Below are 24683 nucleotides of genomic sequence, written 5' to 3'. Positions count from 1 at the left end.
AGCTACATCTATGATACGCGCCTGCCGAATGCGCAGCTCGGCGCGATGAACGCGCGCGCCACGAAACCATCGTCAATCGACCTTGGCGGACGCGCAGCGCTCTGCTATACTCTACCGATGCTGTCCCCATCGTCTAGCGGCCTAGGACGTCGCCCTTTCAAGGCGAAGATCGCGGGTTCGAATCCCGCTGGGGGCACCATATGCAAGAAGTACGAACCCGCGAGGCCTTGAGCCCTGCGGGTTCGTTCGTTTGCGGAGCGTAGCTCATGGCCAGAAAGCGGATGCCGACGAGCCCTTTTCAACTTTTGGGCACTTGACCGAAGACTCGCCGAGTATACCCGGTCTAAGCGTTATCAAAACAGCAGGTCATCGGCTTGCCATGGTTCCGGCTACTCTGCCCATCGGCGTCCGAGTGCCCAAAAGTTGCAAGTGCCCCGCAACAGCGTCCCTTTTAGCCTTTCGGGCAGGGTAAACGCAGGAAGCCCCCGCTTCCTCCTGAGCGATTCCGCAGGAGCTCGGCAAAGCCGAGCTCCGAGGACCAGCGAAGGAGGAAGCGGGGGCTTCTTCCGGGAGTGCGCCCTACACGTAGAACAGGATGTCGTCGTAGGTCGGTACCGGCCAGTAATCGGCGGCAACGATCTCTTCCATGGCATCCACCGCGGCACGCAGCGTCTCCATGGCGGGATTCACCTCATGCGCGTAGCAATTCGCTTGCCCCTGCGCGTCGAGAAGCGCCTCGGCCTTCTGATGCACCGCGTCGAGCGCCTTGATGGACTCGTTGATCTCGGTGATGCCGTTGCACAGCTTGTTGAGCGTGTTCTGCTCGCACTGCATGGCTGCATCGGCGCCGGCAGCGCGAATGGTCTCCAGACCCTTGGCGACCTTGGTGGCGTAGGCGGTAATCGCCGGGCGGTACGTGCGGCGCGCCTCGCGAATCATCGTCGTGGCCTCGATGTTCATGAGCTTGTTGTACTTCTCGAGCTTCACCTCGTAGCGGCTGAACGCCTCGGTCTCGGAAAGCACGCCCATGCTCTGCCAAAGCGCAAGGTTCTTGGGAGCCACCATCGCGGACAGCGCGTCGGCCGTGGTGCGAAGATTCGCCAAGCCGCGGCGCTCGGCCTCGGCCTGCCATTCGTCGGAGTAGCCGTCGCCCGAGAAGAGGATGCGACGGTGCTCGATCAGCTTCTGCTTGCAGTACTCGAGTGCCTTCTCGGCGAAGTCGTCCTCAGGTGTGCCCTCGAGCGCGTCGGCGAATTCCTTCAGGGCCTCGGCAACGGCGGTATCGAGCACGAGGTTCGGGTCGGAGGGGTTAGCCTCGGAACCCACCGCACGGAACTCGAACTTGTTGCCCGTGAAGGCGAACGGCGAGGTGCGGTTGCGGTCGGTGTTGTCCTGCTGCAGGTTGGGCAGCACGTCGGCACCCAGGTCGAGCACGCCATGCGTGGCGTGGACGCTCGCCTTGCCGTCCATGATCTTCTGCACGACCTCGGTGAGCTGGTCGCCCAGGAAGATGGAGATAATCGCCGGCGGCGCCTCGTTCGCACCAAGGCGATGGTCGTTGCCGCAGCTCGCCACCGACATGCGCAGCAGGTCCTGGTACTTGTCGACCGCCTCGATGACCGCCGTGAGGAACACCACGAACTGCAGGTTCTCGAGCGGGGTGTCGCCCGGGTCGAGCAGGTTCTCGTCACCGGCGCTAATCGACCAGTTGTTGTGCTTGCCGGACCCGTTGATACCCTCGAACGGCTTCTCGTGCAACAGGCACGTGAGGTCGAAATTCGTGGCCACGAGCTTCATCTTCTCCATCACGAGCATGTTGTTGTCGATGCCCTCGTTGAGCTCGGTATACACGGGCGCGAGCTCGTGCTGGCACGGCGCGACCTCGTTGTGCTTGGTCTTCGCCGGGATGCCGAGCGCCCACAGCTCGTCATCGAGCGCCTTCATGTATTTGGAAACAGAGGGGCGGATAGCGCCGAAGTAATGCTCCTCGAGCTCCTGGCCCTTGCACGGCGGCGCACCGAAAAGCGTGCGGCCCGTAATAACGAGGTCGCGGCGCTTGCGGTAGGCGTCCTTCTTGATAAGGAAGTACTCCTGCTCGAGGCCCACGCTCGGCACCACGCGCTTCGGCGTCTTGCCGAAAAGCGCGAGCACGCGCTTGGCCTGCGTGTCGAGCACCTTCATGGAGCGCAGAAGCGGAGTCTTCTTGTCGAGCGCCTCACCGTTATAGCCGCAGAAAGCCGTGGGGATGCAGAGCACCTCGTCCTTGATGAAGGCAGGGCTCGTGGGATCCCATGCGGTGTAGCCGCGTGCCTCGAACGTAGCGCGGAGGCCGCCATTGGGGAAGCTCGACGCATCGGGCTCGCCCTGGATGAGCGCCTTGCCCGTGAATTTGGTGATGGCTGTGCCGTTGCCCGCCGGCTCGAGGAAGCTATCGTGCTTCTCGCTCGTGATGCCGGAAAGCGGCTGGAACCAGTGCGCGTAATGCGTCGCGCCGTGCTCGAGCGCCCACGTCTTCATGGCGTGCGCGACGGCATTCGCAACGTCCAGGTTGAGCGGCTCACCTTCCTCGATGGTTGCAAGGAGGGTCTTGTACACGTCTTTGGGGAGGTAATCCTGCATGACGCTTTCCGAGAACACCATGGTCCCGAAGCGATCGGTTAGGTCTGCCATCGAGGCTCCCTTCGTTCACGCGCCGCGCGCACATACCGCGGCAACAACTGCCTGCTGAACACAAAGCAGGGTAGTCGCGCCATGTTTCCGCGGCATTTCGGACGCGTTGCGGGCGCGATACCATTCCGAGAAGCTAGTGTAACAGCATGAGCGCCGCGGAGGCTCGTTACGGCACGCTACCGGGACGCGATAAAAATAATTTCTAAAATCAGCCTCACAGCAGTGCGCTCAGCTTCCATAATGCTAACAGTGCCCGTCGTCTCGGCGGCATGCCGGAAGCGCCGTCGTTGGCATGCCGGGCGCGCTGCCTGGGCGGCATGCCGGGTGCGCTGCTCCGGCGTTGTTTCGGCGGTACCGCGCAGCGCGCCAGCTTGGCAGCGCCACCTCGGCGGCGGCACCGTGCACCGGGGCCCGCTGACCTCGCGGCACCACACGGCGCATGACATTGTACAGGGCAACGATTCGAGCACCTCGACCGAAAGGCGAACCATGCACGTCGACGACATCTTTACCAAAGCCCACGCAGCAGGCAAGATCCCCGTTTCGTTCGAGATGTTCCCGCCCAAGGGGGAGCTCACCCTCGACAAGGCCCACGACGCGGCAAAGAAGCTGAGCGCCTACGGGCCAGACTTCATCAGTGTCACCTGCTCTGCCGGCGGGGGCGGTAATTTCGCCCAGACCGCCGCCATCGCCTCGATGCTCGAAAGCGAATTCAACGTCAACTCTGTGGCGCACCTTACCTGCATTTCGCTCACGCAGGAAGGGCTCAAGGAGCGCATCGCCCAGTACAAGGCCGCTGGTGTGGAGAACGTGCTCGCCCTTCGCGGCGATCGCCCCACGAAAGACAGCCCGCTCTACGGCGCCCCAAGCGACTTCTCGTTCGCGGCCCAGATCATCCCCGCGCTCATCGAGGCCGGATTCTGCGTGGGCGGCGCAGCGTATCCCGAAGGACATATTGAATGCGAGAGCCTCGAGACGAGCATCGAGCATCTTAAGCTCAAACAGGATGCAGGGGCGAGCTTCTTCGTTACCCAGCTCTTCTTTGATAACGAATACTGCTACCGGTTCCTGGACCTTGCCGAAAAGTCCGGCATCACGGTGCCCATCACCTGCGGAATCATGCCCTTTGTAAGCAAGCAGCAGATCACGCGCATGGTGCTCATGTGCGGGGCGTCGCTCCCCTCGCCCGTCATCAAGCTCCTGGCCAAATATGACGATGACCCGGCGAGCCTCGCGCAGGCGGGCATCGACTACGCATGCCGCCAGCTCCAAGACCTCAAGGAGCACGGCGTGGACGGCCTGCACGTCTATACCATGAACCGCCCCTCGGTCGCGTCCGCTGCGATGCAGGCGCTCGGCCGATAGCGCCGGAGCTATCGTGGCCGAACGCGAAACGGGGACAGGGCAAAGCGAAGCCGGACGGGCGCCCTTGCCGCTGGGCGTTCCACGCGTATGGCGGCCAGGGGCGAAAACGGTGCCGCTCGACCGCGACGAGATGCTCCGCTACCTTGGATATCACGGGCAAAAGATCGAGCCAGAGCTCGCCGAGCGCATCGATGCCGTCGCGGCCGATGCCGTGACCCGCATAGCTCCCGCTGGCATCTGGGCAGTCTTCCCCCGCGGAATGGCATACGACACCCCGGTGAAACGCGAACACCCGGTGTCTGCGAACCAAACCCCAGTTGCTGCGGGCCATATCGCGCTCGAGGGCACAGCGTTGGCGCTCACAGGGCGCGACATCTTCCGCCATCTCAAGGACGCACGATATGTCGCCGTTCTCGCCGTCACACTCGGCATGGCCTCCGAGCAGCGCCTACGCGTGTTGAGCAGCCAGAACCCACTCGAGGGAGCCGTCTTTGATGCAGCCTGCTCCGCCTTGGTGGAAAGCGCAGCCGATGCGCTCAACTGCGAGATTGAAGCCGCCGCCCAAGCCGCGGGCCTTTCCTGCAACACACGGTTTAGCCCCGGATACGGCGACCTTCCGCTCGCCGCTCAGCCCACGGTGCTCGCCACGCTCAACGCCACGCGACTCTGTGGCATCACCGCCACGCCAACCAACCTACTCATGCCCACCAAGAGCATCACGGCTTTCATCGGGCTCTTCGAAGGCGATCCGCACTCGTCGGATGCAGTGCGCTCTTGCGCGGGTTGTCGCGTGGCATCGGGATGTCCGTTCCGCGCTCGCGGCGCTCACTGCTGGTAGGCGCGGCACGCGCGCCAACACGCAAGGCGCTCACTGCTGGTAGGCGCTCACTGCCGGCAGGTGCGATGCCCGCTTCCAGCAGGCAAGGCGCTCACCGCTGGCAGGCGCGTTGCTTGCCGCCAGCACGCAAGGCGACACCCAGCAGCCTGGCACTCGTGGTTCGCAGCCTCCCCACGCCGCCACCAGATACCCGACACGCCTTCGCAGCCCTCGGCAGCGTGCAAGGTAGCGTACAATCTCGTGCATCTATCGAAAGGATTCGCATGACCGTCACCCCCGCCGCCCCGGCTACCCCTGCCTCCCCAGGCACCTCAACCACCCCCGCGCCGAGCGCATCCCTCGCCCCACTCACCGAGCGACTTGCCGCCGGCGAGACCTATCGCCCGCGCACGCTCGACACACTTCGCATCGCCGACAAGGACCTGCGCCTCGTCCTCGAGGGCCGGCGTCACCTGCTCTTCGACGGCGGTATGGGCACCATGCTGCAAGCTGCGGGCATGGCAGCGGGCGAGGTCCCCGAGCTCCTCAACCTCATGAACCCGGAGGTCATCACTCGCGTGCACGCCGCCTATGTTGAAGCAGGCAGCGAGGTGGTCACCACTAATACCTTCGGTGCCAACGCGCTCAAGCTCGGCGACGCAGCGTCGGTTGAGGAGGTCTTCACAGCTGCGGTGCAGGCGGCACGCGCCGCGCATCCGCGCTATGTCGCGGCAGACATCGGGCCCATCGGCGCGCTGCTGCGCCCCCTTGGAACGCTCTCGTTCGATGAGGCGTACGCGCTCTTCGCCCAACAGGCACGTGTAGCCGAGCAGGCAGGCGCCGACCTAATCGTCATCGAGACCATGACCGATCTCCTCGAGGTCAAAGCAGCCGTGCTCGCCGCCAAGGAGTGTACGAACCTGCCCATCATCGCCACGATGACCTTTGAGGCCGACGGCCGAACGTTCCTCGGCACCTCGCCAGAGATCGCCGCCGCATCGCTCGACGCGCTCGGGGTGGACGCCCTCGGCATTAATTGCTCGCTCGGACCGAAGGAAATCCGCCCGTTCGCGCAGCGCATGCTCGCTGTGACCAACAAGCCTCTAATCGTTCAGGCGAACGCCGGGCTCCCCCGCGTTGAAAATGGCCAGACCGTCTACGACATCACGCCTGAAGACTATGCAGAAGCAGTGGGCGACATAATCGCCGACGGTGCGGGCATCGTTGGAGGCTGCTGCGGCACCACCCCCGCCTACATCCGCCTTCTCGCCCAGAAGCTTGGCGGCCATAAGCCCGAGCCGCGACAGGCGACACACCCCTTCACCTGCACGAGCGCCCAAAAGCTCACCACGCTCGACGGCCGTCGCATCGCCGTCATCGGCGAGCGCATCAACCCGACGGGCAAGAAGAAGCTCCAGGCAGCGCTCCGCACCGGCGACCTCGCCTACATCGTCGGCCAGGGCATCAGCCAGCAGGAACAGGGCGCCGACGTGCTCGATGTGAACGTGGGCCTGCCCGAGATCGACGAGCCCGCCATGATGGTGCGCGCCTGCGAGGAGTTGCAGGGCTCGACCCTCCTCCCCCTCCAAATCGACTCGACCAGCCCCGTCGCCATCGAGGCTGCGGTGCGACGCTACCCAGGGAAACCCATCATCAACTCGGTAAACGGAAAGCGTGAGAGCATGGATGCGGTGCTTCCCATCGCGGCGCACTACGGCTGCGACATCGTAGCCCTCACGCTCGACGAGGCCGGCATCCCCGCGACGGCGGAAGCGCGCCTGCAAATTGCCGAGCGCATCGTGAAGGAAGCCGCCCGCTATGGAATCGGCCGCGAGCGGATTCTCGTAGATTGCCTCGTCATGACCGCCTCGACGAACCAGCACCAAGTGCTCGACATCCTTCGTGCCGTCGAGCTCTGCCGAGAGCATCTGGGCGTGCGCACCTCGCTTGGCGTCTCAAACGTGAGCTTCGGTCTGCCCGCGCGCGAGCTCCTGAACGCGACCTTCCTCGCCGCCGCGCTCGGCGCGGGGCTCGACGCCGCCATCATGAACCCCGGCTCGGATCGTTATATGGATGTGGTGCGCAGCTTCCGCGTGCTGAACTCCGAAGACGAGGGCTCGGCCGCATTCATCGAGCGCTACGCGGGCGCCCCCGACCCCTATAAGGTTGCCGATGGGCGCACCGAGGCTCCCCGCACTGGAGGTAGCGTCAACGCCATGGCGGCACCTGCCACGATGAACGCTGCCGCAGCGAGCACCACGGGCGGTAGCGCCGCTGAGCCCGGCGCCTCTTCAGCCGACGCGAACGACACCATTCGCCATCTCATCATCACTGGACGCAAGGGCGATATGCCAGCCGCCACGCGTACGGCACTTCAAAAATGTGACCCCATGAAGCTCATCAACGAATGTTTTATCCCTGCGCTCGATGAGGTTGGCGACCGATTCGACCGCGGAGCCTTCTTCCTTCCCCAGCTCATGGCCTCGGCGGAAGCGGCGCGTGCGGGCTTTGACACCATCCGCGCGGTCATGCCGGCCAGCGAGCTCGGCGACAAAGGCGGCATTGCGCTCGCCACCGTAAAGGGCGACATCCACGATATCGGCAAGAATATCGTTCGCATGTTGCTTGAAAACTATGGCTACGTGGTCTTCGACCTGGGACGCGATGTGGACCCACACGCGATACTCGATGCCGTGCGCGAGCGCGACCTCAAGCTCGTGGGGCTTTCCGCCCTCATGACCACCACAGTCGCCAATATGGAAAAGACGATCGAGCTTCTGCACCGCGAGGCGCCGGAAGTCAAGATCATCGTCGGAGGGGCCGTGCTCACCCCAGAATACGCCGAGCAGATTGGCGCGGACTTCTACGCCAAGGATGCCGCCGCGACGGCGCGCATCGTCGAAGACGTGCTCAAGGAGTGATGCCGGCTGCGCGCATTCTCGACGGCGCCCAAGGTCGATGCCAGCCTCACGCGCCGTTGAGAATGCGCGCAATGGGCGAAGCATGGCCCAAGCGCGGCAATAACGCGCGCAAGCAGGACCATGCTTCGCCCGTTTTTGCAAAACTCCTGTCAAAGGATCGTTTTTTCGCGGACAGCCTGAGTACACTGCCTACTCAGTGGCAAGAAACACCAGCTCACGAGGGCGCCCGATTTTCTGCTACTTGACCCTCAGCCCAAAATTCAATCCTTTGAGGCAAGTTTTGCTCCCACCCACTACCGAAGGAGAGATGATGCCCCGCTTGCCCAGCCGTTTTGCCCGATGGCTCGCCGCTATCGTCGCCGCGCTCGCCGCGCTGGGCGGCTACGCCGCCGTCGATGGGCCAAATCCGCTCGACGCGCTGCTCGCAGCATCGGGTTTTAGCGAGGCTACCGACACCAGGTCGCTTGAACAGGCCAATAATGGAATCGCGCAGCTAGGCGAAGCAGATCTCTCCTGGTCGGCTAACGACTACCCCGACTATTATCGCGTGCTCGGCACGGCGCAAGATGTTGATGAAGGCGCCGATCCGGGCATTGCCTACGGTGACCTCGACGCTCTTGGGCGAGCCACCTGGGCGGGCGGCTGGATCACGGGCGAGATGCGCGCCGCCGTGAGGGCTCAGGACCGCAATAACGCACCCGACCCTGCAGACCCTGTTGGCTGGCCGCGCATAAACCCCGAGGTCTCAATCGAGGGAATTGACGGAAGACGCACCTACCACGGACGCTTGTGGAACCGCAGCCATCTCGTCGCCTGGAGCCTGGGCGGTTCCATGGAAGCAGCGAATATCGTGCCCGGCACCCGCACTCAAAACATCGGTGACAATGTTTCGCCCGGTGGTATGGGCTACACCGAAGACCTCGCACGCACGTGGCTCGACCAAAACCCGCAAGGCATGCTCTGGTACGCTGCGACCCCCATCTATCAAGGTGACGAGACCATCCCCCGCGCCGTGGTCGTGGACATCAGGACCGACGACGGGAGCATCGATGAACGGGTGCTTGTCTACAACACCGCCAATGGTTGGGATATCGACTACGCCACTGGTGACGTGCAGGCTGCATAACCACAGGGCCCGCGGACCTCGTTCGCGCAAGGATGCCCCGCTCTCGCCCGCACGCCCTGCTCGCGGCCGTGCACGCCGCGCGAACGCACGCCCGTCCTTGCCTTCGCATGCCGCTCGCACCCGCGCCCCCGCTCTCGCCCGCACGCCCTGCTCGCGCGCCGCAGGCGCCCGCCCTCGCCTTCGCACGCCGATCGCCTGCGTGCCACGTTCGTACCATTCTCATGTTAACGTGCGGGTAACGCCGCGCTTCGACGCAGCCTAGCACTCGCCCACGGTAGAATAGACGGACGTGAAACGGCAGACAGGAGCTCCTATGGCTATCACCCCGGCAGAAATCGCCGAAACCCGCGGCATGGTCGCGGAGCAGCATCTGGACATTCGCACCGTGACCATGGGCATCTCGCTCATGGGCTGCGCCGATGAGGATCTGGGCCGCATGTGCACCAAGGTCTACGACCACGTGACGTCGACCGCCGAGCATCTGGTGGAAACGGCCGAGAGCCTCGAGCGCGAATACGGCATTCCCATCGTGAACAAGCGCGTCTCGGTTACCCCTGTGGCGCAAATCGCTGCGTGCTGCGCCGAAGAGGACCTCACCCCGCTCGCGCACGCGCTCGACCGCGCTGCCGAGACCCTCGGCATCGATTACCTTGGCGGATTCTCGGCTCTCGTGCAAAAGGGCATTGGCGACGCCGACCGACGGCTCATCCAAAGCATTCCCGAGGCCCTTGCCAACACGAGCCGCGTGTGCTCGAGCGTGAACGTGGCGAGTCTGCGCGCGGGCATCAACATGGACGCCGTGCTCATGGTGGCGCAGACGGTCCTCGATGCAGCGCGCCTCACCGCAGACGAGGATTCCGTGGGCGCCTCGAAGTTCGTGGTTTTCGCCAACATGGTCGAGGACTCCCCCTTCATGGCCGGCGCCGTGCACGGCTCCGGCGAGGCCGACGCCGTCATCAACGTGGGCGTCTCCGGCCCCGGCGTGATGGCCGCCGCGCTCGAGCAACTGCCCGAGACCGCCAACATGATGGAAGTGGCTGAAGAAATCAAGAAGACTGCATTTAAGATCACGCGCGCCGGCGAGCTTATGAGCCGCGAGGCTGCGCGGCGCCTGGGCGTGGAGAAGGGCATCGTAGACCTCTCGCTCGCCCCGACGCCCGCTATCGGCGACTCGGTGGCGCGCATTCTCGAGATCATCGGCGTGGGCACCTGCGGCGGCCCCGGCACCACCGCGGCGCTGGCGCTCCTCAACGACTGCGTGAAGAAGGGCGGCGTCATGGCCACCTCGAGCGTGGGCGGCCTTTCGGGCGCGTTCATCCCCGTGTCGGAAGATGCTGGCATGATCGAAGCAGTCGAGGCGGGCGCCCTGTCACTCGAAAAGCTCGAGGCTATGACCTGCGTGTGCTCGGTGGGCCTGGACATGATCGCCATCCCCGGAGACACGCCGATCGAGGCGATTGCGGGCATCATCGCCGACGAGATGGCTATCGGCGTGATCAACAACAAGACGACGGCCGTGCGCGTGATCCCTGCCATCGGCAAGGGCGTGGGTGACACGGTCGAGTACGGCGGTCTTTTTGGACGCGCTCCGGTCATGCAGGTGAACCCGCACGCCGGTACGGTCTTTGCGCACCGCGGCGGACGATTCCCGGCACCACTCAATTCGCTCAAGAACTAGGTTCCCGGCGGCCCCTCCGCCTTTTCTCCCGGGCTCGAGCAGTCCTCGCGTCTCGCAGCGCAGCTACGAGACGCTGCGGAACTCGCCCCGGAGAAAAGGCGGAGGGGCCTGCGCTGCGTACTTGCAGAGCAAAGGTCAGGTACGAGCGCATGGGGCGATGGGCGCTGCCGCGGGCTTGACCGGTGTGGGCTTTTTGGGAGCCTCGCACTAGATAGAGATCGATGCAGGCTGTTTGGGCATACGGAAATGCAAGACGTAAACGGGGCTGAGGAGGCGGAAGAATTTGAGAACGGTTACGCGGGCCATTGCCGGAACCTTATTGGGAATTGTGATCGTGCTGGGCGTGCTCTCAGCCGCGTGGAACTTTGCGCTCAAAGGCACGCCGCTCGAAGACATGATCGGCACCGGCGTTGCCAACGCCGCCCTCGACGCATCGGGCATCAAGGGTCAGATCGACAGCACGCTGCGCGAGAACGTTTCGGCTATCGCCTCGGCAACCGGCATGAGCGAGAGCCAGGTTACCTCCGCCATCGACCAGCTCAACATCGAATCGTGGAGCGTGACGACACTTCCCTCGAATGCATCCGCAACCGGAACGTTCAACACCACCTACCAAGGAGCCAGCGCAACGGTCACCACCTATGCCGACCCCTCATACGTCACAGTTGATGCCTTGGGCCAAGAGCTTACGCTCTCCGTTCCCGAAAGCGCCCAATCTTACGTCTCGCTCCTTGCCTACCTGTAGCTGCGAGTGATATTCGGCAGAGCAGATCGGTGACCGCTTCCACATACCCAACTTCCCTGCCGCCTGCCTCGCGAGCCAACCCCAGGGCACAGCCTACCCCTGCGGCAAATCGATAGCGTGCTGCTCGCCCGCGTCATCGGTGAGAATGAGCTGTGCATTCTTGATATCGATGGTCGAAATCGTGCCTGCGCCGCTGTAGTAATCCGTAGGGATCGACCCGTCGCTCGGAACGAAAGACTGCACGTAACATGAGCCGTCCGCATTTGACACCACATAAAACGTGCCGCGATGAATCGCGAAGCCGACCGGCTCTCCCGTGACCTCAAAAAGCGCCATGGGCTCATCCGTCGAGCCCACTCGCTGGCTGGCAAAGGAATACCCATCACCGGACGAGACGAGCGAGTAGGCCGAGCCATCGAGCTCTATCGTCCCGCCGTCCGTGGCGAGCACGAACACGTCCTCGGGCGTTGTACTCGCCGCGCTATCGTTTGCCGCAACCTCAGTACGAGGCTGCTCGTCCTGCAGCAAGGCGCCGACCACCGCGCTTCCCACCACAACGAGCAACGCCACCGCGAGCGCAATGCCAACGAACGCCGAGACGACTACGAGTGCGCGGCCCGATCTGCCCGCCCCAGGCGATGCTTTTGTGGCAACCGCATGCCCGGCCGCCTCTCGACGGAACCGCTCAGCCTGCCCGGCGTCGGATCGGGCGGCCCGGTGAGCCGCGTCAACGGCGTTGATAGGCGCCTGAGCAGCGCCGCTCGCATGGGCTCCAGCGGTGCGGCCGACAGACGCCGCAGACCGAGGAACCTCGCGCTCGGGCGCGCGCATATGGGCGCCTGCAGCGGATGCGGAACGGTGGATGCCTCCAGTTCGCACGGGGCGATGGGCACCGCGAGCGGCGGGTATGGAACGATAAGCGGCCTCAGAGCGCTGGACACCGCGAGCGGGAGGCACGGAGTGATGGGCTGCCTGGGACTGGGAGCCGCCCGCGGCAGGCGCGGAGCGATGAGCAGGCCGCCGAGAAGATGGTGCCTGATGAGGCTGAGAGGGCTTGGATTCTCGTGACATGGGAACTCCCTTGTCTCGCGTAACGAGCCCTCAGCTTACCATCGCGCGCCTCGAAGCCCCGGCTCCCCACCAAAAAGGTACGGATTGCAGCCAGACACCCTTGATCTCGGTGAACGACACCTCGCAGGCAGACGATACCGCGCGGACAGGCATCCGAATGGCAAGACGCACCCGGATGCCAAGACGCGTATGGGTTATCGAGCGGTATCAGCTGCACCCCGTCGTAGTACCGCAGTCCATGCACACCTTGCACGTTCCGTTCTGCACCATGCGGGAGCTACCGCAGGTCGGACAGGTGCTTCCGTCATACAGGCGCTCTCCGTGAAGGGCGGCGTCATGCACGGCTTCGTTCACAAAAGCCGCCGTATAGACATCGCCGGTATCGACAGCGCCCGTCTCCTCGGCAAGCTCCTGCTCCTTCACCGCCGTAAGACGCGAAAGCTCTTCCTCGGTAGCTACTGGCTCCTCGTCGGGATCGGGCTCGGCCACGCGCGGCACGGCCGCCGGCGGCGCGGGCGTGGCGCCAGCAATCTGGCTCCAGCCCTCAGGCTTCACCTGCACGCGCGTGTAGTCCCCCAACTCGATATCGATCACCTTGGAAATAAGGTCCGAGATGCTCGTCACGTACTTGATGTTCGGATGGCTCTGAACAAAGCCATAGGGCTCGTACATCTGACCGCGCAGCATCTTGGAGATGCTCTCCGGCGGAATGCCGTACTGCAGCATGACCGAGATGGTCTTCGAAAGCGAGTTCAGAAGGCCCATGATGGTCGTGCCCTCACGGTCGGTCGTTACGAAGAGCTCGGAGATCTTGCCCGCATCGTTTCGGTTCACCGTCGTGTAGATTTTCACACCGTCGATCTGCGCCAGATGCGTGCGCCCGTCGCGGATGCCCACGATGCGCTTACGCTGGGCAGGCTTCTGGGCGGTGGCGAGGAGCCCCTGTGCGTCGCGCGCATATGCGAGCAACGCCTCGTACGAGAGCTCGGCCAAATCCTTCTCGTCGGTGTCGTCGGCAAGCGTCGTGTTGAGCGGCTGCGCGTTCTTGGAGCCATCGCGATAGAGCGTGATGCCCTTGCAACCTGTCTGCCAGGCGAGCATGATGACGTCTTTGAAATCCTGCACCGTAGCCTCGCGCGGCAAGTTCACCGTCTTGGAAATGGCACCGGAGACGAGCGGCGTGAGCGCCGCCACCATGAGCACGTGCCCGCGCGGAGCGATGAAGCGCTCGCCCGAGCCGCAAACATTCGCCGTGTCGAACACGGGCAGGTGCTCGCGCTTGAGATGCGGCGCACCCTCAATCTTACCGTCAACGATCATGCCATTCTCATCCGTTGCCTGCACGTAGGCGAGAATGTCCTCCACCTCGTCTTCGGTGTAGCCCAGATGGCGCAGGGCATCGCCGATCACCGGGTTCGCGATGGTCATGAACCCGCCGCCCGAGAGCTTCTTGTACGCCATGTGGCTAAAGAACGGCTCGATGGAGGTGGCCCCGCAGTCCATAGCGAACGAGATGGTGCCCGTCGGTGCCATGACGCTCACCTGCGCGTTGCGATACCCGTAGCGCTCGCCGAGTTCCTCGGCAAACGTCCAGCTCTCGATGAGCGCCGAGGCGAGTTCCTCCTCGCCCGCAGCGGTGAGCAGGTCGAAGTCTACGATGGGCGGCTCGACGGTGAGGCCCTCGAAGGCATCGTTGCGGGCGCCCGCCACACGCGCGTGGTTTCGAATCACGCGCATCATATGGCGCTTGTTGATATCGAAGCAATCGAACGGCCCCACCTTGCGCGCCATGATGGCGGAAGCGGTGTAGCTGCGCCCGGTCAGCGTGCCCACAAGTGCCGAAGCAAGGGCGCGGGCGGCAGCAGAATCATAGGGCAGGCCCTTCGCCATGAGCAGGCTCGCGAGATTAGAGATGCCGAGGCCCGTGGCGCGGAAACGATAGGTTTTGCGCGCGATGTCCTTCGTGGGGAACTGGCCCCATGCGATGGACGCCTCGAGCGCGAGCTGGATCAAGTCGATTGCATGCTCGTACCCTTCGACATCGAAGCGGTCCGTCGCGGGATCGTAGAAACGGTAGACGTTGATCGATGCGAGATTGCAGCTCGAATCGTCAAGAAATGCGTACTCGCCGCACGGGTTCGTGGAGTTCAGGCGGTTGTAGCTCGCGCCCACCACACCGTCCTCGCCGCCCGGGCAGGTGTGCCATTCATTGAACGTATCGCTGAACTGCGGGGCCGGGTCGGCGCAACGCCACGCGCTCTCGTTAAACGTGTCCCAGATGTGCTTGACGGAAACCTCGTGATCGAACGATGGGTCCACGCGCCCCTTGAGCTCGTAGGTCACCTCAGGATTCTCCGGCAGCTCCATAACCTTCGCCATGAACTCGTTGTCGATGCGCAGCGAGTTATTGGAGTTCTGGCCCGAGACGGTGGAATAGGCCTCGCCGTTGATATCGCCGTCGTAACCCATCTTCATGAGGGCGAGGGCCTTGTCCTCCTCTTTCGCCTTCCACGTGATGAACTGCTCGATATCCGGGTGGTCGATGTCAAGGCAAACCATCTTTGCGGCCCGGCGCGTGGTACCGCCGCTCTTGATGGCGTCGGCATTGCGGTCGAGGCCGCGCAAGAAGCTCATGACGCCGCTCGAAACACCGCCTCCCGAGAGCCTCTCGCCCTCGGCGCGAAGCGCGCTGAAGTTGGAGCCGGTGCCCGACCCGCCCTTGAAGAGCTTGGTCTCCGTCACATATTCATCCGAGATTGAGTGCTCGCCCAACAGCTTGTCCTCGACGCTCACGATGAAGCACGCGCTCGCCTGGCTTCGGGTGTACTGGTCGATCGATTCGACGACCTCGCCGCTCTGAGGGTCTACGTAATACATCTCCTGAGGTTCGCCGGCTATGCCGTACGAGCGCTTGAGCCCGGTGTTGAACCACTGCGGGGAATTCGGGGCGAACCGCTGGTCCAAGATGAGGTAAACGAGCTCGTCGTACAGTATCTGCGATTGCTCGCCTTCCTCGATCATGCCTTCCTCTATGAGCGCGGCGACCCAGAAATCGACCATGCGATGCGCCACCTGGCGGAGCGACACCTCATGCTCGGTGCCGGGAACGCCGGCCCGGCGAAAATACTTGGACGCGATGATGTCCACCGCATTTTGGGAATAGCTCGCGGGAAACTCAAGATCGTGCATCTCGCAGAGCGTCTTGCCCGTTTTATAGTCCGTAAGAAGCACGTCGCGCTTCGACCAATCAAACAGGTCGTAGACGGTTTTCCCGACATTTTCGGGCCGCTCGAGATCGCATGTGAACCGGCGGCTTACGAGCTCGTCAATCGTGGTCGCCATGGATATGCCTCGCTTTCTTGAGGGCGCTTCGCGTTGCATGGAGTATTGCGCCGCGTGCGGACAGAATAGGAGCGACTCCGGCCCAAGAGCCGAAGCCGCGACAGCTGTATTCGATTCTATCAACATCCCGTCAACACGCATCCAATATCTTGTGTCATTCCGCGAACGGTATCACAATATATAGTTGCTGCCCTTGAGTGCATCCTGCGCAAACGACGGCGCAGGCAAATACGCACCGCGCACGCACCGAAAAGACGCAGGCAGAGACCGCGCCCTCCTTGTTCTCCGCACGTGCTCCTTCACACAAGATACGCGCTGCACCCCCGACGCCACACGGCGCCGGCCGGGAGATAGCTGCCGCCGGGCGAGGGCCCGCCCACGCGAAACGTGAAGGCCTCCCTGCTCAGAAGCTGTGAAGTCTCACATGCATCCTTGCCGTTGACTAGCTCTTTACGGTATCGTGTTCGGACTTATAGAACATGCATGCGAGCACACCCGGAAAGCGAGCAAAACCATGGCATTGACCGGCAAGAACATCAGGCAGCTGCGTAGCTTGGCGCACCATCTCAACCCCACCATCATCATCGGCAAGGGAGACGTGAACGACGGCACGGTCGAGCAGGCGAACGCCGCGCTCGAGGCACACGAGCTCATCAAATGCTCAGTGCTCGACACCTCGAGCCTCGACGTCCGCGAAGCCGCCAGCGAGCTCGCTGAGCGCTGCAGCGCTGAAGTCGTCCAGGTTATCGGCAGGAAGTTCTCGATCTACCGCGAAACTTCCCGAGATGACATCGAAAAGATCAAGCTCGACTAGCTCCACCGGCTAGACCTCGAGGCCCAGCCGGATTATGTTCGCCCAGACCCCGAGGCTAGGCCCCAAGGCCCAGCTGAACCGCGTGGACGAGTGTTATCGCCACTACATGATGCTGCGCAATCGATACCGCTCGATGATTTCACGGTAGAGCCGCTTCGTCTCCGGCTCCGGGCCTCCCTTCCCCTGCATCTCCAAGCTCTGCATGCGCGCGCCGTAGAGCTCCACGATATCCTTTCGCCGTCCCAGCTCGTCGTAAACGTGCATTGCGCTGCGCATCAAGTCTTCTCTCGTTGCGTCCTGTTGAAGACCAGCCTCCGCCATCCAAAGTGCCGATGTCAGGTCCTCCTCGGCGAGGGCAACATCTATTCCGCGAACCATGCAGTCGATGAACTTCGACTGCAACACGTGCTTCATCCTTTGGAAGTACGTCGTGACGCCGTCCGTGGGAACAAATAGCGGCCCTGTATAGAGTTGCTCGATGCGCAGGCAGAGCTCTATGGTCTTTGGAGCGCTGAGCTGCACATGGCCGAGCAGCACGATGCGCGCGAGCTTTTCGAAGAACTGCACATCTGAAGAAATGAACTCCGGATTGACGCCAATGCTTCCCCCTTGAAGCACGATGTACTGCGGCCCATCTTTCCCGTTCTCGCCGAGCGAATGCCGAAGCATCGATACCGTTGCGTAGAGGTTTTCGCGAGCGTGCTTGTAATCCATCTCGGGCCAGAACTCGTCATACAGCACCTGACGATCAACAAGCCCACCCTGTGCCAAGGCAAGGCGGGCCGCGAGCATGCCCGTCTTCTTGCGTTTCCAGATGTTTGACGTGATGATGTGCCCGTTGCGCTCAATCGAAAACCCTCCGAGCATGCGGAAGGTAATGTGCCCCACCGCCTCCTCCTGCTTGGCCGCGCGATCGGGCTCGTCGAACAATGGGGCGGACACCACGCCGACATCCAAGATGTAGTACGGAAGCATGGGGCGGGGCAGCATCCTTCGAAGCGCGTCCGCCTTCTCGCCCATCACCGAAAGCGCCAAACGTGCGAACAGCCTGAACGAGGGGGTGAACAGCGTGTCCTTCTGCAGCGAGCACCACGCTGTCAGCTCTGCATCGCAATGGGCTGCAGACAGGTAGAGCGCGCAAGCCCACGCATCCTCGGCATCCACGTCGCGCCGGTTAAGATCGATTGCGCCCGCTTCCTCGCGAATGGCGAGCTGCGATATGCTGCGCAGGCTCGCTACTCGCTCGAGAAAGAACGCTCCGCGTGCTAGAAACGGATGGCGGGCATCGGCCAGCCTTGCCGCCTGCTGCCCGCGGAACCGCGCGCTGCCCGCCTGATTGACCGTGAGATCCTGCCATCCCTCCATAATCGCGCTGAACAGCTGCAGTGACAGGTCGGACGTCCTCACCGCCAGCGTGTTGGCATCTACCACCGCTTGCTCGTCGACCAGCGGGGTGCCCGAAAGAAGCCTTCGGACCGAACACACGAGCCGCACGTGGTTCAAGATTGGCAGCAGGCGCTGCTCACGGAGCGGCTCGACGAGCGCCGCAAGTGCGACATCTCGCTCATCGATGCGACCGAGCACTCCAGTGAGCGCTTCCGCAAGCAGCACATCGCAGGTGAGCAGAAGATTCGGGATGTCAATCCCGCAGGCAACCGAATCCGAGGCGAGCGGAAAGGGCTTTCCAACTCGACGCTCCAGGAAGCGCTCGACCTCGCCCGTCCATGTTCCCTGCTCGATGAGGCCGCGAAAACAGCGCTCATGAAGGGCAAGCGCCTCTGCATCTTGGCAGGAACCCGGAGAAAGCGCTGCAAACCCCGATACCTCCGGAAGCCCGACGCCACGACAGGAGGACCAAAGAGACCCCAATGCGCGGGCCACTTCCCAATCATGCTGATCAATGCGCGAAGCAAGGCCCTCCGCCTGTATCGCAAACGTACCCGCCAGGGTGCGAGCAAGGCGCATATCGCCCGAGATGAGCGCCGCGCCATACACGGCAAGCTCGAGGTTGGGATCGGCATTCGTTTGCTCCTCCAAACCTTTCGACCCGCCGACAATCCTATTGATGAAGGGGGCCTGCCCTGAAAGCACAAATCGCATAGGATCGTGCGACAACACATGGAGAGCGTCGGTGGGCGATAGAAATCGGTCCAGAAGCTCAACCGCCCGGCCCGCTCTCCCTGCTCTCACTTGGATGCGCACGGCACGGCGCACAATCTGCGGCATGCCCTTCGCGATACGCTCTCCTATTGGCTGCAAAACGCCCTCGTCTGCCCCCATGCACGCGAAGCTGTTCGTTGTGGCATCGTATCCGAAAACCGGATAATCATGCACGAGCCGCTGCAGACACGACATATCCACCGGCGTTCCCGCCGCCGCAAAATCCCTCAGGGACCCACTTCCCACGAGGAGGAGCGTTTCCGCAAGTATTCTGATCGCGTCATCGGATCGCTCCAGCTCGTCGAGGACCGAACTGTACAGATTGCAGGTCGCTGTGGCAAGCGGTTGCCGCTCCTCCCCCATCGTATCGACCGTCGCCTGCAAGGCCGCCACCAGCGCCGGTACGCCCTGGGTGAGCTTATATACATCGAGCTTGCTGGAAATGGCGAGCACGCGCGACCACTCAGCGAACTCGCGCGGGCGCACCGCGAGCTGTTTGGCCGTGAGCTTCGCCGAATCTGAGAGCAACCGCACCGTTTCTCCAGCCAATGGCGTGCAGGCGATGGCAAACTCCACACCTTGCTCGCGCATGCCGCGCACATGGGCGACAAACTCCTTTGCCGCATCGCCCTCGAAAGCGGGAAGGTCGTCGATGGCAATGACCGGGTGCGGTACCTGCGCGCATTCACGTTCAATCGCATCGAGTTGAACAATCAACTCGTCGAGCATCGCCTCTCGCGCATCGACCACGCGAGCCGTTCCCCTACCGGGATCTCTGCGTACCTCGTCGGCAAACTGCAGCAGCAAGGCAGTCTTGCCGAATCCACTCGGGGCGCATAGCACGACGACCCCCGATCGTCGCACTGACCGGACCATCTCTCGAATGAACTGCGTCCTCGCAACCGTGAAACTCGGCCCCATGGGCAACGGCCACTGCGCGTCGTGAACGCGCCCGACCTCCGTCTCGCGCACGCGCCTACGACCCGTCTTGCTTGCTTTCGTTGAAGGCGCTGAACTCTTGCGTTTCTTTACCGTCGTGTTCATCCCCAACTCCTCATCCTTCCCTACAACACACGGTACCGGGACATGCGGCCACATACCGCGACGTGTCCCTGCAAACATCGCACCGATTTAGAATAGGATCAGATTTTGTTTAGGTGGGGGTACATTACTGTGTCAATAAATGGTTTTCGCGTTATAGCAGTTAATGGGCCGTGTAATGGTCCACCCGACATCTCGTACAACACAAATGACACATTCTAGGTCTCACACAAAACCGTCTACGTATTATGCGACCCCTCTCACAGAATTTTGATTGCACACTTGAACCAACTAGGAACACCTCTCTACATGCCGTGAGAACCCGTTCTTACCAGTATTTGTTCAGATTGCAGCCCGCTCTGGCGCGTCTCGGTTGAAAACCTAGAAGCTCTGTTGAAAACTGCATAGGATAGAGAATCATGCGCCGGCACTCATCCAACAGCAAAAGGCGCGGCCGCCATCCACGATGGAACAGCTAACCCTCGTGTCAAGCGGCTGCGCCTTGAATGAACCTACGCGACGTCCAAAAGCCTTTATCGAGCACGATCTCTTCTATGCTCTCTCATAAACCGTGCCCTGAATGAACTTTGGTGGTATCGAAAGCGGGACCCTCCATGCAAAGAAGGGGCGCTCCCCAGCGAAGAGAGCGCCCCTTTCCAATCAGGCGGAATGACCCCTATGAGCTTCTTTATTTCACCCTACTCGCAGAGCGAAAGCGCTTCCTTGTCGGCAACGAGGACCACGTTCGGATGCAGCTGCAGAATCGAGGCAGGGCACTGCGGCGTAACCGGGCCAAAGCACATATCGTGAACAGCCTGAGCCTTGGCCGCGCCGTTGGCGACCACGAGAATCATGCGGGCGTACATGATGGTCTGCACGCCCATGGTGTACGCCTGACGCGGCACGTCCTCCTCGCGCTCGAAGAGACGGCTGTTCGCCTTAATCGTGGACTCGGTGAGGTCGACGCAATGCGTGCCCTTAGAGAAGTGGTCATCGGGCTCGTTGAAGCCGATGTGGCCGTTGTTGCCAATTCCAAGAAGCTGAAGATCGGGGTAGCCCGCATCGGCAACCATCTTGTCGTACTCGGCGCAGGCCGCCTCGGCATCCGGATTGGCGCCATCGGGCACATGCGTGTTGTTCAGGTCGATGTTGATGTGATCGAAGAAGTTATCACGCATGAAATAGTGATAGCTCTGCGGGTCGTCGTGGCTCAAGCCGCGATACTCATCCAGGTTATAGGTACGAACCTGGGAAAAGTCGACGTCGCCCTTCTTGTACCAATCAATGAGCTGATGATACGCGCCAATGGGCGTGCTGCCCGTGGCAAGGCCCAGCACCGTATCCGGCTTCAGGATGACCTGAGCGGAGATGATGTTGGCCGCCTTGCGGCTCATGTCATCGTAGTCGCGCGCGCTGACGATCTTCAGCATACCGAACCCCTTTCACCTGGGTATGACTGCGAGCCCGATTGGCTCGACGTGCCTAGGTTCCGCGCGCTACCGTTCGCGCGCCGTGATGAGCTGTTCCAGCTCAGAAACCGTGTCCCCAACATTCCCCTTGATGCTGGAAAACTCGACGGAATTACATATCAGAATAGGTGCGGTAATATCGTACCCCTCTTTGCATATCGCGTCGCGGTCGAATTCAATGAGGACGTCGCCCTTCTTGACCGTATCGCCCACCGCAGCATGGACGGTGAAATGGCGGCCATCGAGCTTTTCGGTATCGAGCCCAACGTGGATGAGCACATCAAGCCCCTCGTTCGTATGGAGCGCGACGGCATGGCCCGTGGGGAAGATCGCCTGGATTTTTGAGTCAGAGGGTGCAACGACCTTACTGCCCGTTGGCTCGATCGCGACGCCATCGCCAAGCGAGCCCGAGGCAAACGTGGGGTCCTTGACGTCTGAGAGCGGGATCACCTTGCCGGCCAGAGGCGAAAGCAGCACGCTATCGCGCCCGTGCAGGCGAAGCGATTTCAAAAACGATTTGAGCATGATCCCCCTTGGAACAACCAATGAGCTCAGACGGAATTGAATCGGCACTATCGTACCGCAAATCGAATGGAGCGGGGAGCATTCGAACCCATCGAGTCGCCGCCCCGCCCTGAAGCGCTCGACGCTACCCTCACGCGGGCACCCTGCCAGCGCGGCCCCTCGCGCAGCCGCCCGCCGGCTCGGCCCTCGCGCAGCCGCGTGCCAGCGCAGCACGCCCTTTCACGCGCCATGGCCAACCCACGCACGGCCGCGCCGCCGCTCCATTCCACGCACGGGCGCGTCGCCGCTCCATCTCTCACACAACCGTCTGCCTGCGAGAACGCGCAAAGAAAAAGAGCCCACCGATCGAATCGGTGGGCTCCGCAAAGGAATCGGTATAACGCCGATAAGACCTTAGCGCTTGGAGAACTGCGGAGCGCGACGGGCCTTCTTGAGGCCGTACTTCTTGCGCTCGACCACGCGGGAGTCGCGGGTCAGGTAGCCAGCGCGCTTGAGGTCAGCACGGTAATCGCCGGCAGCGAGGAGCGCGCGGGCGATGCCCAGACGGAGCGCTCCGGCCTGGCCGGAGATGCCGCCGCCATCGCACAGCGCGATGACGTCGAAAGAACCCATGGTATCGGTCGCCTTGAAGGGGGCGAGGGCGCCATCGAGCAGCTGCTGACGGCCGAAGTACTCGGCAGCATCACGCTTGTTAACGGTCACCTTGCCGGTACCGGGAACGAGACGGACACGGGCCACGGCGTTCTTGCGGCGCCCGGTGCCCTGATAGACAACGGTGTTCTCAGCCATAGCTTATGCCTCCACCTCGATCTTGACGGGATTCTGCGCAGCGTGCGGATGCTCGGAGCCAGCATAGACCTTGAGCTTGGCGAGCTGCTTGCGACCAAGAGTGGTCTTGGGGAGCATGCCGCGAACAGCGCGCTCGATGACCTTCTCCGGGTGCTTCTCCATCGCCGTGCGGAAGCTCTCAGCCTTGAGGCCGCCGTTGTATCCGGTGTGGCGATAGTAGGTCTTGTGGTCGGCCTTGTTGCCGGTAAGCTGGACCTTATCGGCGTTGATGACCACCACGAAGTCGCCGCAGTCGGAATTGGGCGTGTACTGCGGCTTGTTCTTGCCGCGCAGGATCATGGCGATCTGCGTGGCCAGACGGCCGAGCACCTTGCCCTCAGCATCGATGAGGACCCAGTTGCGGGCGACCTCACCCTGCTTGGCGTAGTGAGTCGACTTTGAAATCACTTCGGACTCCTCCAATAAGACGTGTCGTAACAGAGATTCACGGGGCTCTGCAAATGACCGTAGAAGTATACCGCATCTAGCTGCAGGGTCAACGATTTTTCTCAGAGTCTTCGCATCCGGAAGGTGGCGGAATCCGGCCTTGTTCCAACAGAGCTTTTTGCGCACATGACCGTTCTATACCGATTCGGCGTTTTCTGTAGCTGAATTGTCGAACTTTTTATCGATTTTTCGTTCCTACTTTCTACAAATTATTCGATAATTCTGAGAGATGGGGCGCTGCGTTGCGCCATCGCACGCCGTTGTGGCGCTTTACGGCTTTCGGCTATGTGGGGAGGCCCGTATGAGCAGGGCTGTTGACCAAGAACTTGACCGGCTGTTTGCCGAGGCAGAGCGTTCCAAAACCTGCTTGGTTGCCCCAAGTGAGCGCACAGCCCGCCTGCTGAACCAACGGGCACGCGCAGGGCACGTGATACGGCCGCGCCGCTCGCTCTTTGCTCGCACGGCATACTGGAATGCGCTTCGCCCCGACGAGCAAGCGCTCCACATCGTACGCGGATTGCAGAAGCTGCATCCCTCGTGGACGTTTTGCCATGAATCCGCAGCTCTTGTGTGGGGGCTGCCGCTCACCTACCGCCGCATGGATGCGGTTCATGTCGTGAACACGCGCGCAATGCGACGATCTGGCGGCAACGCCATCTGGCACGTCATCGAGGGGGACAGCGAAACCGTCGTCGAGGGCGTGCGCGTCACCTCGCTCGAGCGGACGCTGTTTGACTGCCTCCGCTCAAGCACGTTTGTCGAGGGGCTCCCTCTCGCTGACCGAGGGCTTGCGCTTTTGAACAGCGGGCCGCAGCGTCTTCAGGACGCGTTCGCGCGCTTCGGCAAAGGGTGCGCCAACATCAGCCGCGCTATCGGCACCCTGAGCTATGCCAACGCGCGCAGCGAGAGCTGGGCGGAATCAGTAGCTCGAGCGCTCATGATTACCCAAGGATTCGCGCTACCGGACCTCCAGGTCGAGCTTCCGCGCCCGCTTGAATCCGATCGCTCGTATCGCGTCGATTTCTTCTGGCAGCATGCAAGCGGACGATCGGTTATCGGCGAGGTCGACGGCATGATCAAGTACACCCGAGATGCAGCGCGGCCCGGCCAAACGGCCATCCGCACGCTGGCCGACGAGCAACACCGCGAGGCGCAGCTCACCATGTACCGCATGCCGATACTCCGGCTCTCATACCAAGACCTCATCAACACCAAACGTTTCGTCGAGAAGCTCACTGCCTATGGGATTCCGCGCGATCCGCATGTCGCTGACGCCATCAAGCGTTTGGGAGCGAAATCTCCGCGCACTGCCCTCTTGTATCAGGAAATGAGGATTCCGAAAGAAATTATCGAACAATTTATCGCTTCCTGAATGCAATTATCGACAAACTTTACGACGATTTTCTTAGCAAAGAGCCCTAGGGCACGGGGCGCCTGGGTGCCTGGGTGCCGGCGACGTCTACTCCTGCAGGGTTGGGGCCGTGCACGGGGCGTCCGCGCACTTGGGTCCGGCGACGTCTACCGCCTGCAGGGTTGGGACCGATCACGGGGCGCCCGCGAGCCTGGGTGCCGGTTGCCGCGGCGGTCGCAGCTGGACGCGCACGCCGGCTACCGCACGGTTGACGAGCAAGCCGCAAAGGTCAACTATTACTCGCTTTACCTGC

General features: G+C 62.3%; 16 protein-coding genes and 1 tRNA gene. 9 read left to right on the top strand and 8 right to left on the bottom strand.

Going from position 1 to position 24683, the window contains the following annotated elements; all coding sequences use genetic code 11:
* Positions 1 to 122: 122 nt before the first annotated feature.
* Positions 123 to 199: transfer RNA gene (locus HGEM_RS08010), tRNA-Glu, on the top strand.
* A gap of 380 nt (positions 200 to 579) precedes the next feature.
* On the opposite strand, the gene HGEM_RS08005 is transcribed toward HGEM_RS08010, so the two are convergent.
* On the bottom strand, positions 580 to 2670 hold the full coding sequence (locus HGEM_RS08005) for a glutamine synthetase III family protein (RefSeq protein WP_019128910.1): 2091 nt from the start codon (positions 2668 to 2670) through the stop codon (positions 580 to 582).
* Between the two features lie 489 nt (positions 2671 to 3159).
* Between HGEM_RS08005 and HGEM_RS08000 the strand changes: the two genes are divergently transcribed.
* From HGEM_RS08000 to HGEM_RS07975, 6 genes are all read left to right on the top strand, one after another.
* The gene (locus HGEM_RS08000) at positions 3160 to 4035 is read left to right on the top strand and encodes a methylenetetrahydrofolate reductase (RefSeq protein ID WP_019128909.1); all 876 of its coding nucleotides are present in this window, start codon (positions 3160 to 3162) and stop codon (positions 4033 to 4035) included.
* A gap of 109 nt (positions 4036 to 4144) precedes the next feature.
* Positions 4145 to 4873: a hypothetical protein gene (locus HGEM_RS07995; RefSeq protein ID WP_019128908.1), complete on the top strand. Its 729-nt coding sequence runs from the start codon at positions 4145 to 4147 to the stop codon at positions 4871 to 4873.
* 263 nt (positions 4874 to 5136) lie between these two features.
* Positions 5137 to 7773, top strand: coding sequence for a homocysteine S-methyltransferase family protein (locus HGEM_RS07990; protein ID WP_019128907.1), 2637 nt, complete (start codon positions 5137 to 5139; stop codon positions 7771 to 7773).
* A 310-nt stretch (positions 7774 to 8083) separates the two neighbouring features.
* On the top strand, positions 8084 to 8899 hold the full coding sequence (locus HGEM_RS07985) for a DNA/RNA non-specific endonuclease (RefSeq protein ID WP_035101607.1): 816 nt from the start codon (positions 8084 to 8086) through the stop codon (positions 8897 to 8899).
* A 313-nt stretch (positions 8900 to 9212) separates the two neighbouring features.
* The gene (locus HGEM_RS07980; protein WP_019128905.1) at positions 9213 to 10577 is read left to right on the top strand and encodes a PFL family protein; all 1365 of its coding nucleotides are present in this window, start codon (positions 9213 to 9215) and stop codon (positions 10575 to 10577) included.
* Between the two features lie 283 nt (positions 10578 to 10860).
* Entirely contained in the window at positions 10861 to 11322 is a 462-nt protein-coding gene (locus HGEM_RS07975) for a hypothetical protein (protein ID WP_019128904.1), read from the top strand.
* A gap of 93 nt (positions 11323 to 11415) precedes the next feature.
* Here the strand turns inward: HGEM_RS07975 and HGEM_RS07970 are convergent, their stop codons facing one another.
* Both HGEM_RS07970 and HGEM_RS07965 read right to left on the bottom strand, forming a co-directional pair.
* Complete coding sequence (locus HGEM_RS07970) at positions 11416 to 12153, bottom strand: hypothetical protein (RefSeq protein WP_019128903.1); 738 nt, start codon at positions 12151 to 12153, stop codon at positions 11416 to 11418.
* Between the two features lie 447 nt (positions 12154 to 12600).
* Positions 12601 to 15735 carry a vitamin B12-dependent ribonucleotide reductase gene (locus tag HGEM_RS07965; RefSeq protein ID WP_019128902.1) on the bottom strand — a complete coding sequence of 1045 codons (3135 nt, stop codon included), beginning with the start codon at positions 15733 to 15735 and terminating at the stop codon, positions 12601 to 12603.
* 514 nt (positions 15736 to 16249) lie between these two features.
* Here HGEM_RS07965 and yhbY point away from each other — a divergent pair.
* Positions 16250 to 16549: a ribosome assembly RNA-binding protein YhbY gene (yhbY, locus tag HGEM_RS07960; protein ID WP_019128901.1), complete on the top strand. Its 300-nt coding sequence runs from the start codon at positions 16250 to 16252 to the stop codon at positions 16547 to 16549.
* 102 nt (positions 16550 to 16651) lie between these two features.
* On the opposite strand, the gene HGEM_RS07955 is transcribed toward yhbY, so the two are convergent.
* The 5 genes from HGEM_RS07955 to rplM form a co-directional block, all read right to left on the bottom strand.
* On the bottom strand, positions 16652 to 19459 hold the full coding sequence (locus tag HGEM_RS07955; protein WP_019128900.1) for an AfsR/SARP family transcriptional regulator: 2808 nt from the start codon (positions 19457 to 19459) through the stop codon (positions 16652 to 16654).
* Between the two features lie 989 nt (positions 19460 to 20448).
* Entirely contained in the window at positions 20449 to 21180 is a 732-nt protein-coding gene (gene nagB, locus HGEM_RS07950; RefSeq protein ID WP_019128899.1) for a glucosamine-6-phosphate deaminase, read from the bottom strand.
* A gap of 66 nt (positions 21181 to 21246) precedes the next feature.
* Positions 21247 to 21744: a PTS sugar transporter subunit IIA gene (locus HGEM_RS07945; RefSeq protein WP_019128898.1), complete on the bottom strand. Its 498-nt coding sequence runs from the start codon at positions 21742 to 21744 to the stop codon at positions 21247 to 21249.
* 393 nt (positions 21745 to 22137) lie between these two features.
* On the bottom strand, positions 22138 to 22533 hold the full coding sequence (gene rpsI, locus HGEM_RS07940) for a 30S ribosomal protein S9 (RefSeq protein ID WP_019128897.1): 396 nt from the start codon (positions 22531 to 22533) through the stop codon (positions 22138 to 22140).
* A 3-nt stretch (positions 22534 to 22536) separates the two neighbouring features.
* Positions 22537 to 22980 (bottom strand): 50S ribosomal protein L13, encoded by a 444-nt coding sequence (gene rplM, locus HGEM_RS07935; protein WP_019128896.1) that lies wholly within the window; start codon positions 22978 to 22980, stop codon positions 22537 to 22539.
* Positions 22981 to 23320: 340 nt separating this feature from the next.
* On the opposite strand from rplM, the gene HGEM_RS07930 reads away from it, so the two are divergent.
* Positions 23321 to 24391: a type IV toxin-antitoxin system AbiEi family antitoxin domain-containing protein gene (locus tag HGEM_RS07930; RefSeq protein WP_019128895.1), complete on the top strand. Its 1071-nt coding sequence runs from the start codon at positions 23321 to 23323 to the stop codon at positions 24389 to 24391.
* Positions 24392 to 24683: the final 292 nt, after the last annotated feature.

The sequence above is a fragment of the Enorma massiliensis phI genome, assembly GCF_000311845.1.
Lineage (GTDB): Bacteria > Actinomycetota > Coriobacteriia > Coriobacteriales > Coriobacteriaceae > Enorma > Enorma massiliensis.
Note: the sequence above shows the minus strand (reverse complement) of the source record. Positions and strands in the feature narration are given on the sequence as shown.

Excerpts from the sequence above, each read along its gene's own strand:
- HGEM_RS08005 (WP_019128910.1), bottom strand. The coding sequence starts at position 2,670 with ATGGCAGACCTAACCGATCGCTTCGGGACCATGGTGTTCTCGGAAAGC.
- HGEM_RS08000 (WP_019128909.1), top strand. The coding sequence starts at position 3,160 with ATGCACGTCGACGACATCTTTACCAAAGCCCACGCAGCAGGCAAGATC.
- HGEM_RS07990 (WP_019128907.1), top strand. The coding sequence starts at position 5,137 with ATGACCGTCACCCCCGCCGCCCCGGCTACCCCTGCCTCCCCAGGCACC.
- HGEM_RS07985 (WP_035101607.1), top strand. The coding sequence starts at position 8,084 with ATGCCCCGCTTGCCCAGCCGTTTTGCCCGATGGCTCGCCGCTATCGTC.
- HGEM_RS07980 (WP_019128905.1), top strand. The coding sequence starts at position 9,213 with ATGGCTATCACCCCGGCAGAAATCGCCGAAACCCGCGGCATGGTCGCG.
- HGEM_RS07970 (WP_019128903.1), bottom strand. The coding sequence starts at position 12,153 with ATGCGCGCGCCCGAGCGCGAGGTTCCTCGGTCTGCGGCGTCTGTCGGC.
- HGEM_RS07965 (WP_019128902.1), bottom strand. The coding sequence starts at position 15,735 with ATGGCGACCACGATTGACGAGCTCGTAAGCCGCCGGTTCACATGCGAT.
- yhbY (WP_019128901.1), top strand. The coding sequence starts at position 16,250 with ATGGCATTGACCGGCAAGAACATCAGGCAGCTGCGTAGCTTGGCGCAC.
- nagB (WP_019128899.1), bottom strand. The coding sequence starts at position 21,180 with ATGCTGAAGATCGTCAGCGCGCGCGACTACGATGACATGAGCCGCAAG.
- HGEM_RS07945 (WP_019128898.1), bottom strand. The coding sequence starts at position 21,744 with ATGCTCAAATCGTTTTTGAAATCGCTTCGCCTGCACGGGCGCGATAGC.
- rpsI (WP_019128897.1), bottom strand. The coding sequence starts at position 22,533 with ATGGCTGAGAACACCGTTGTCTATCAGGGCACCGGGCGCCGCAAGAAC.
- HGEM_RS07930 (WP_019128895.1), top strand. The coding sequence starts at position 23,321 with ATGAGCAGGGCTGTTGACCAAGAACTTGACCGGCTGTTTGCCGAGGCA.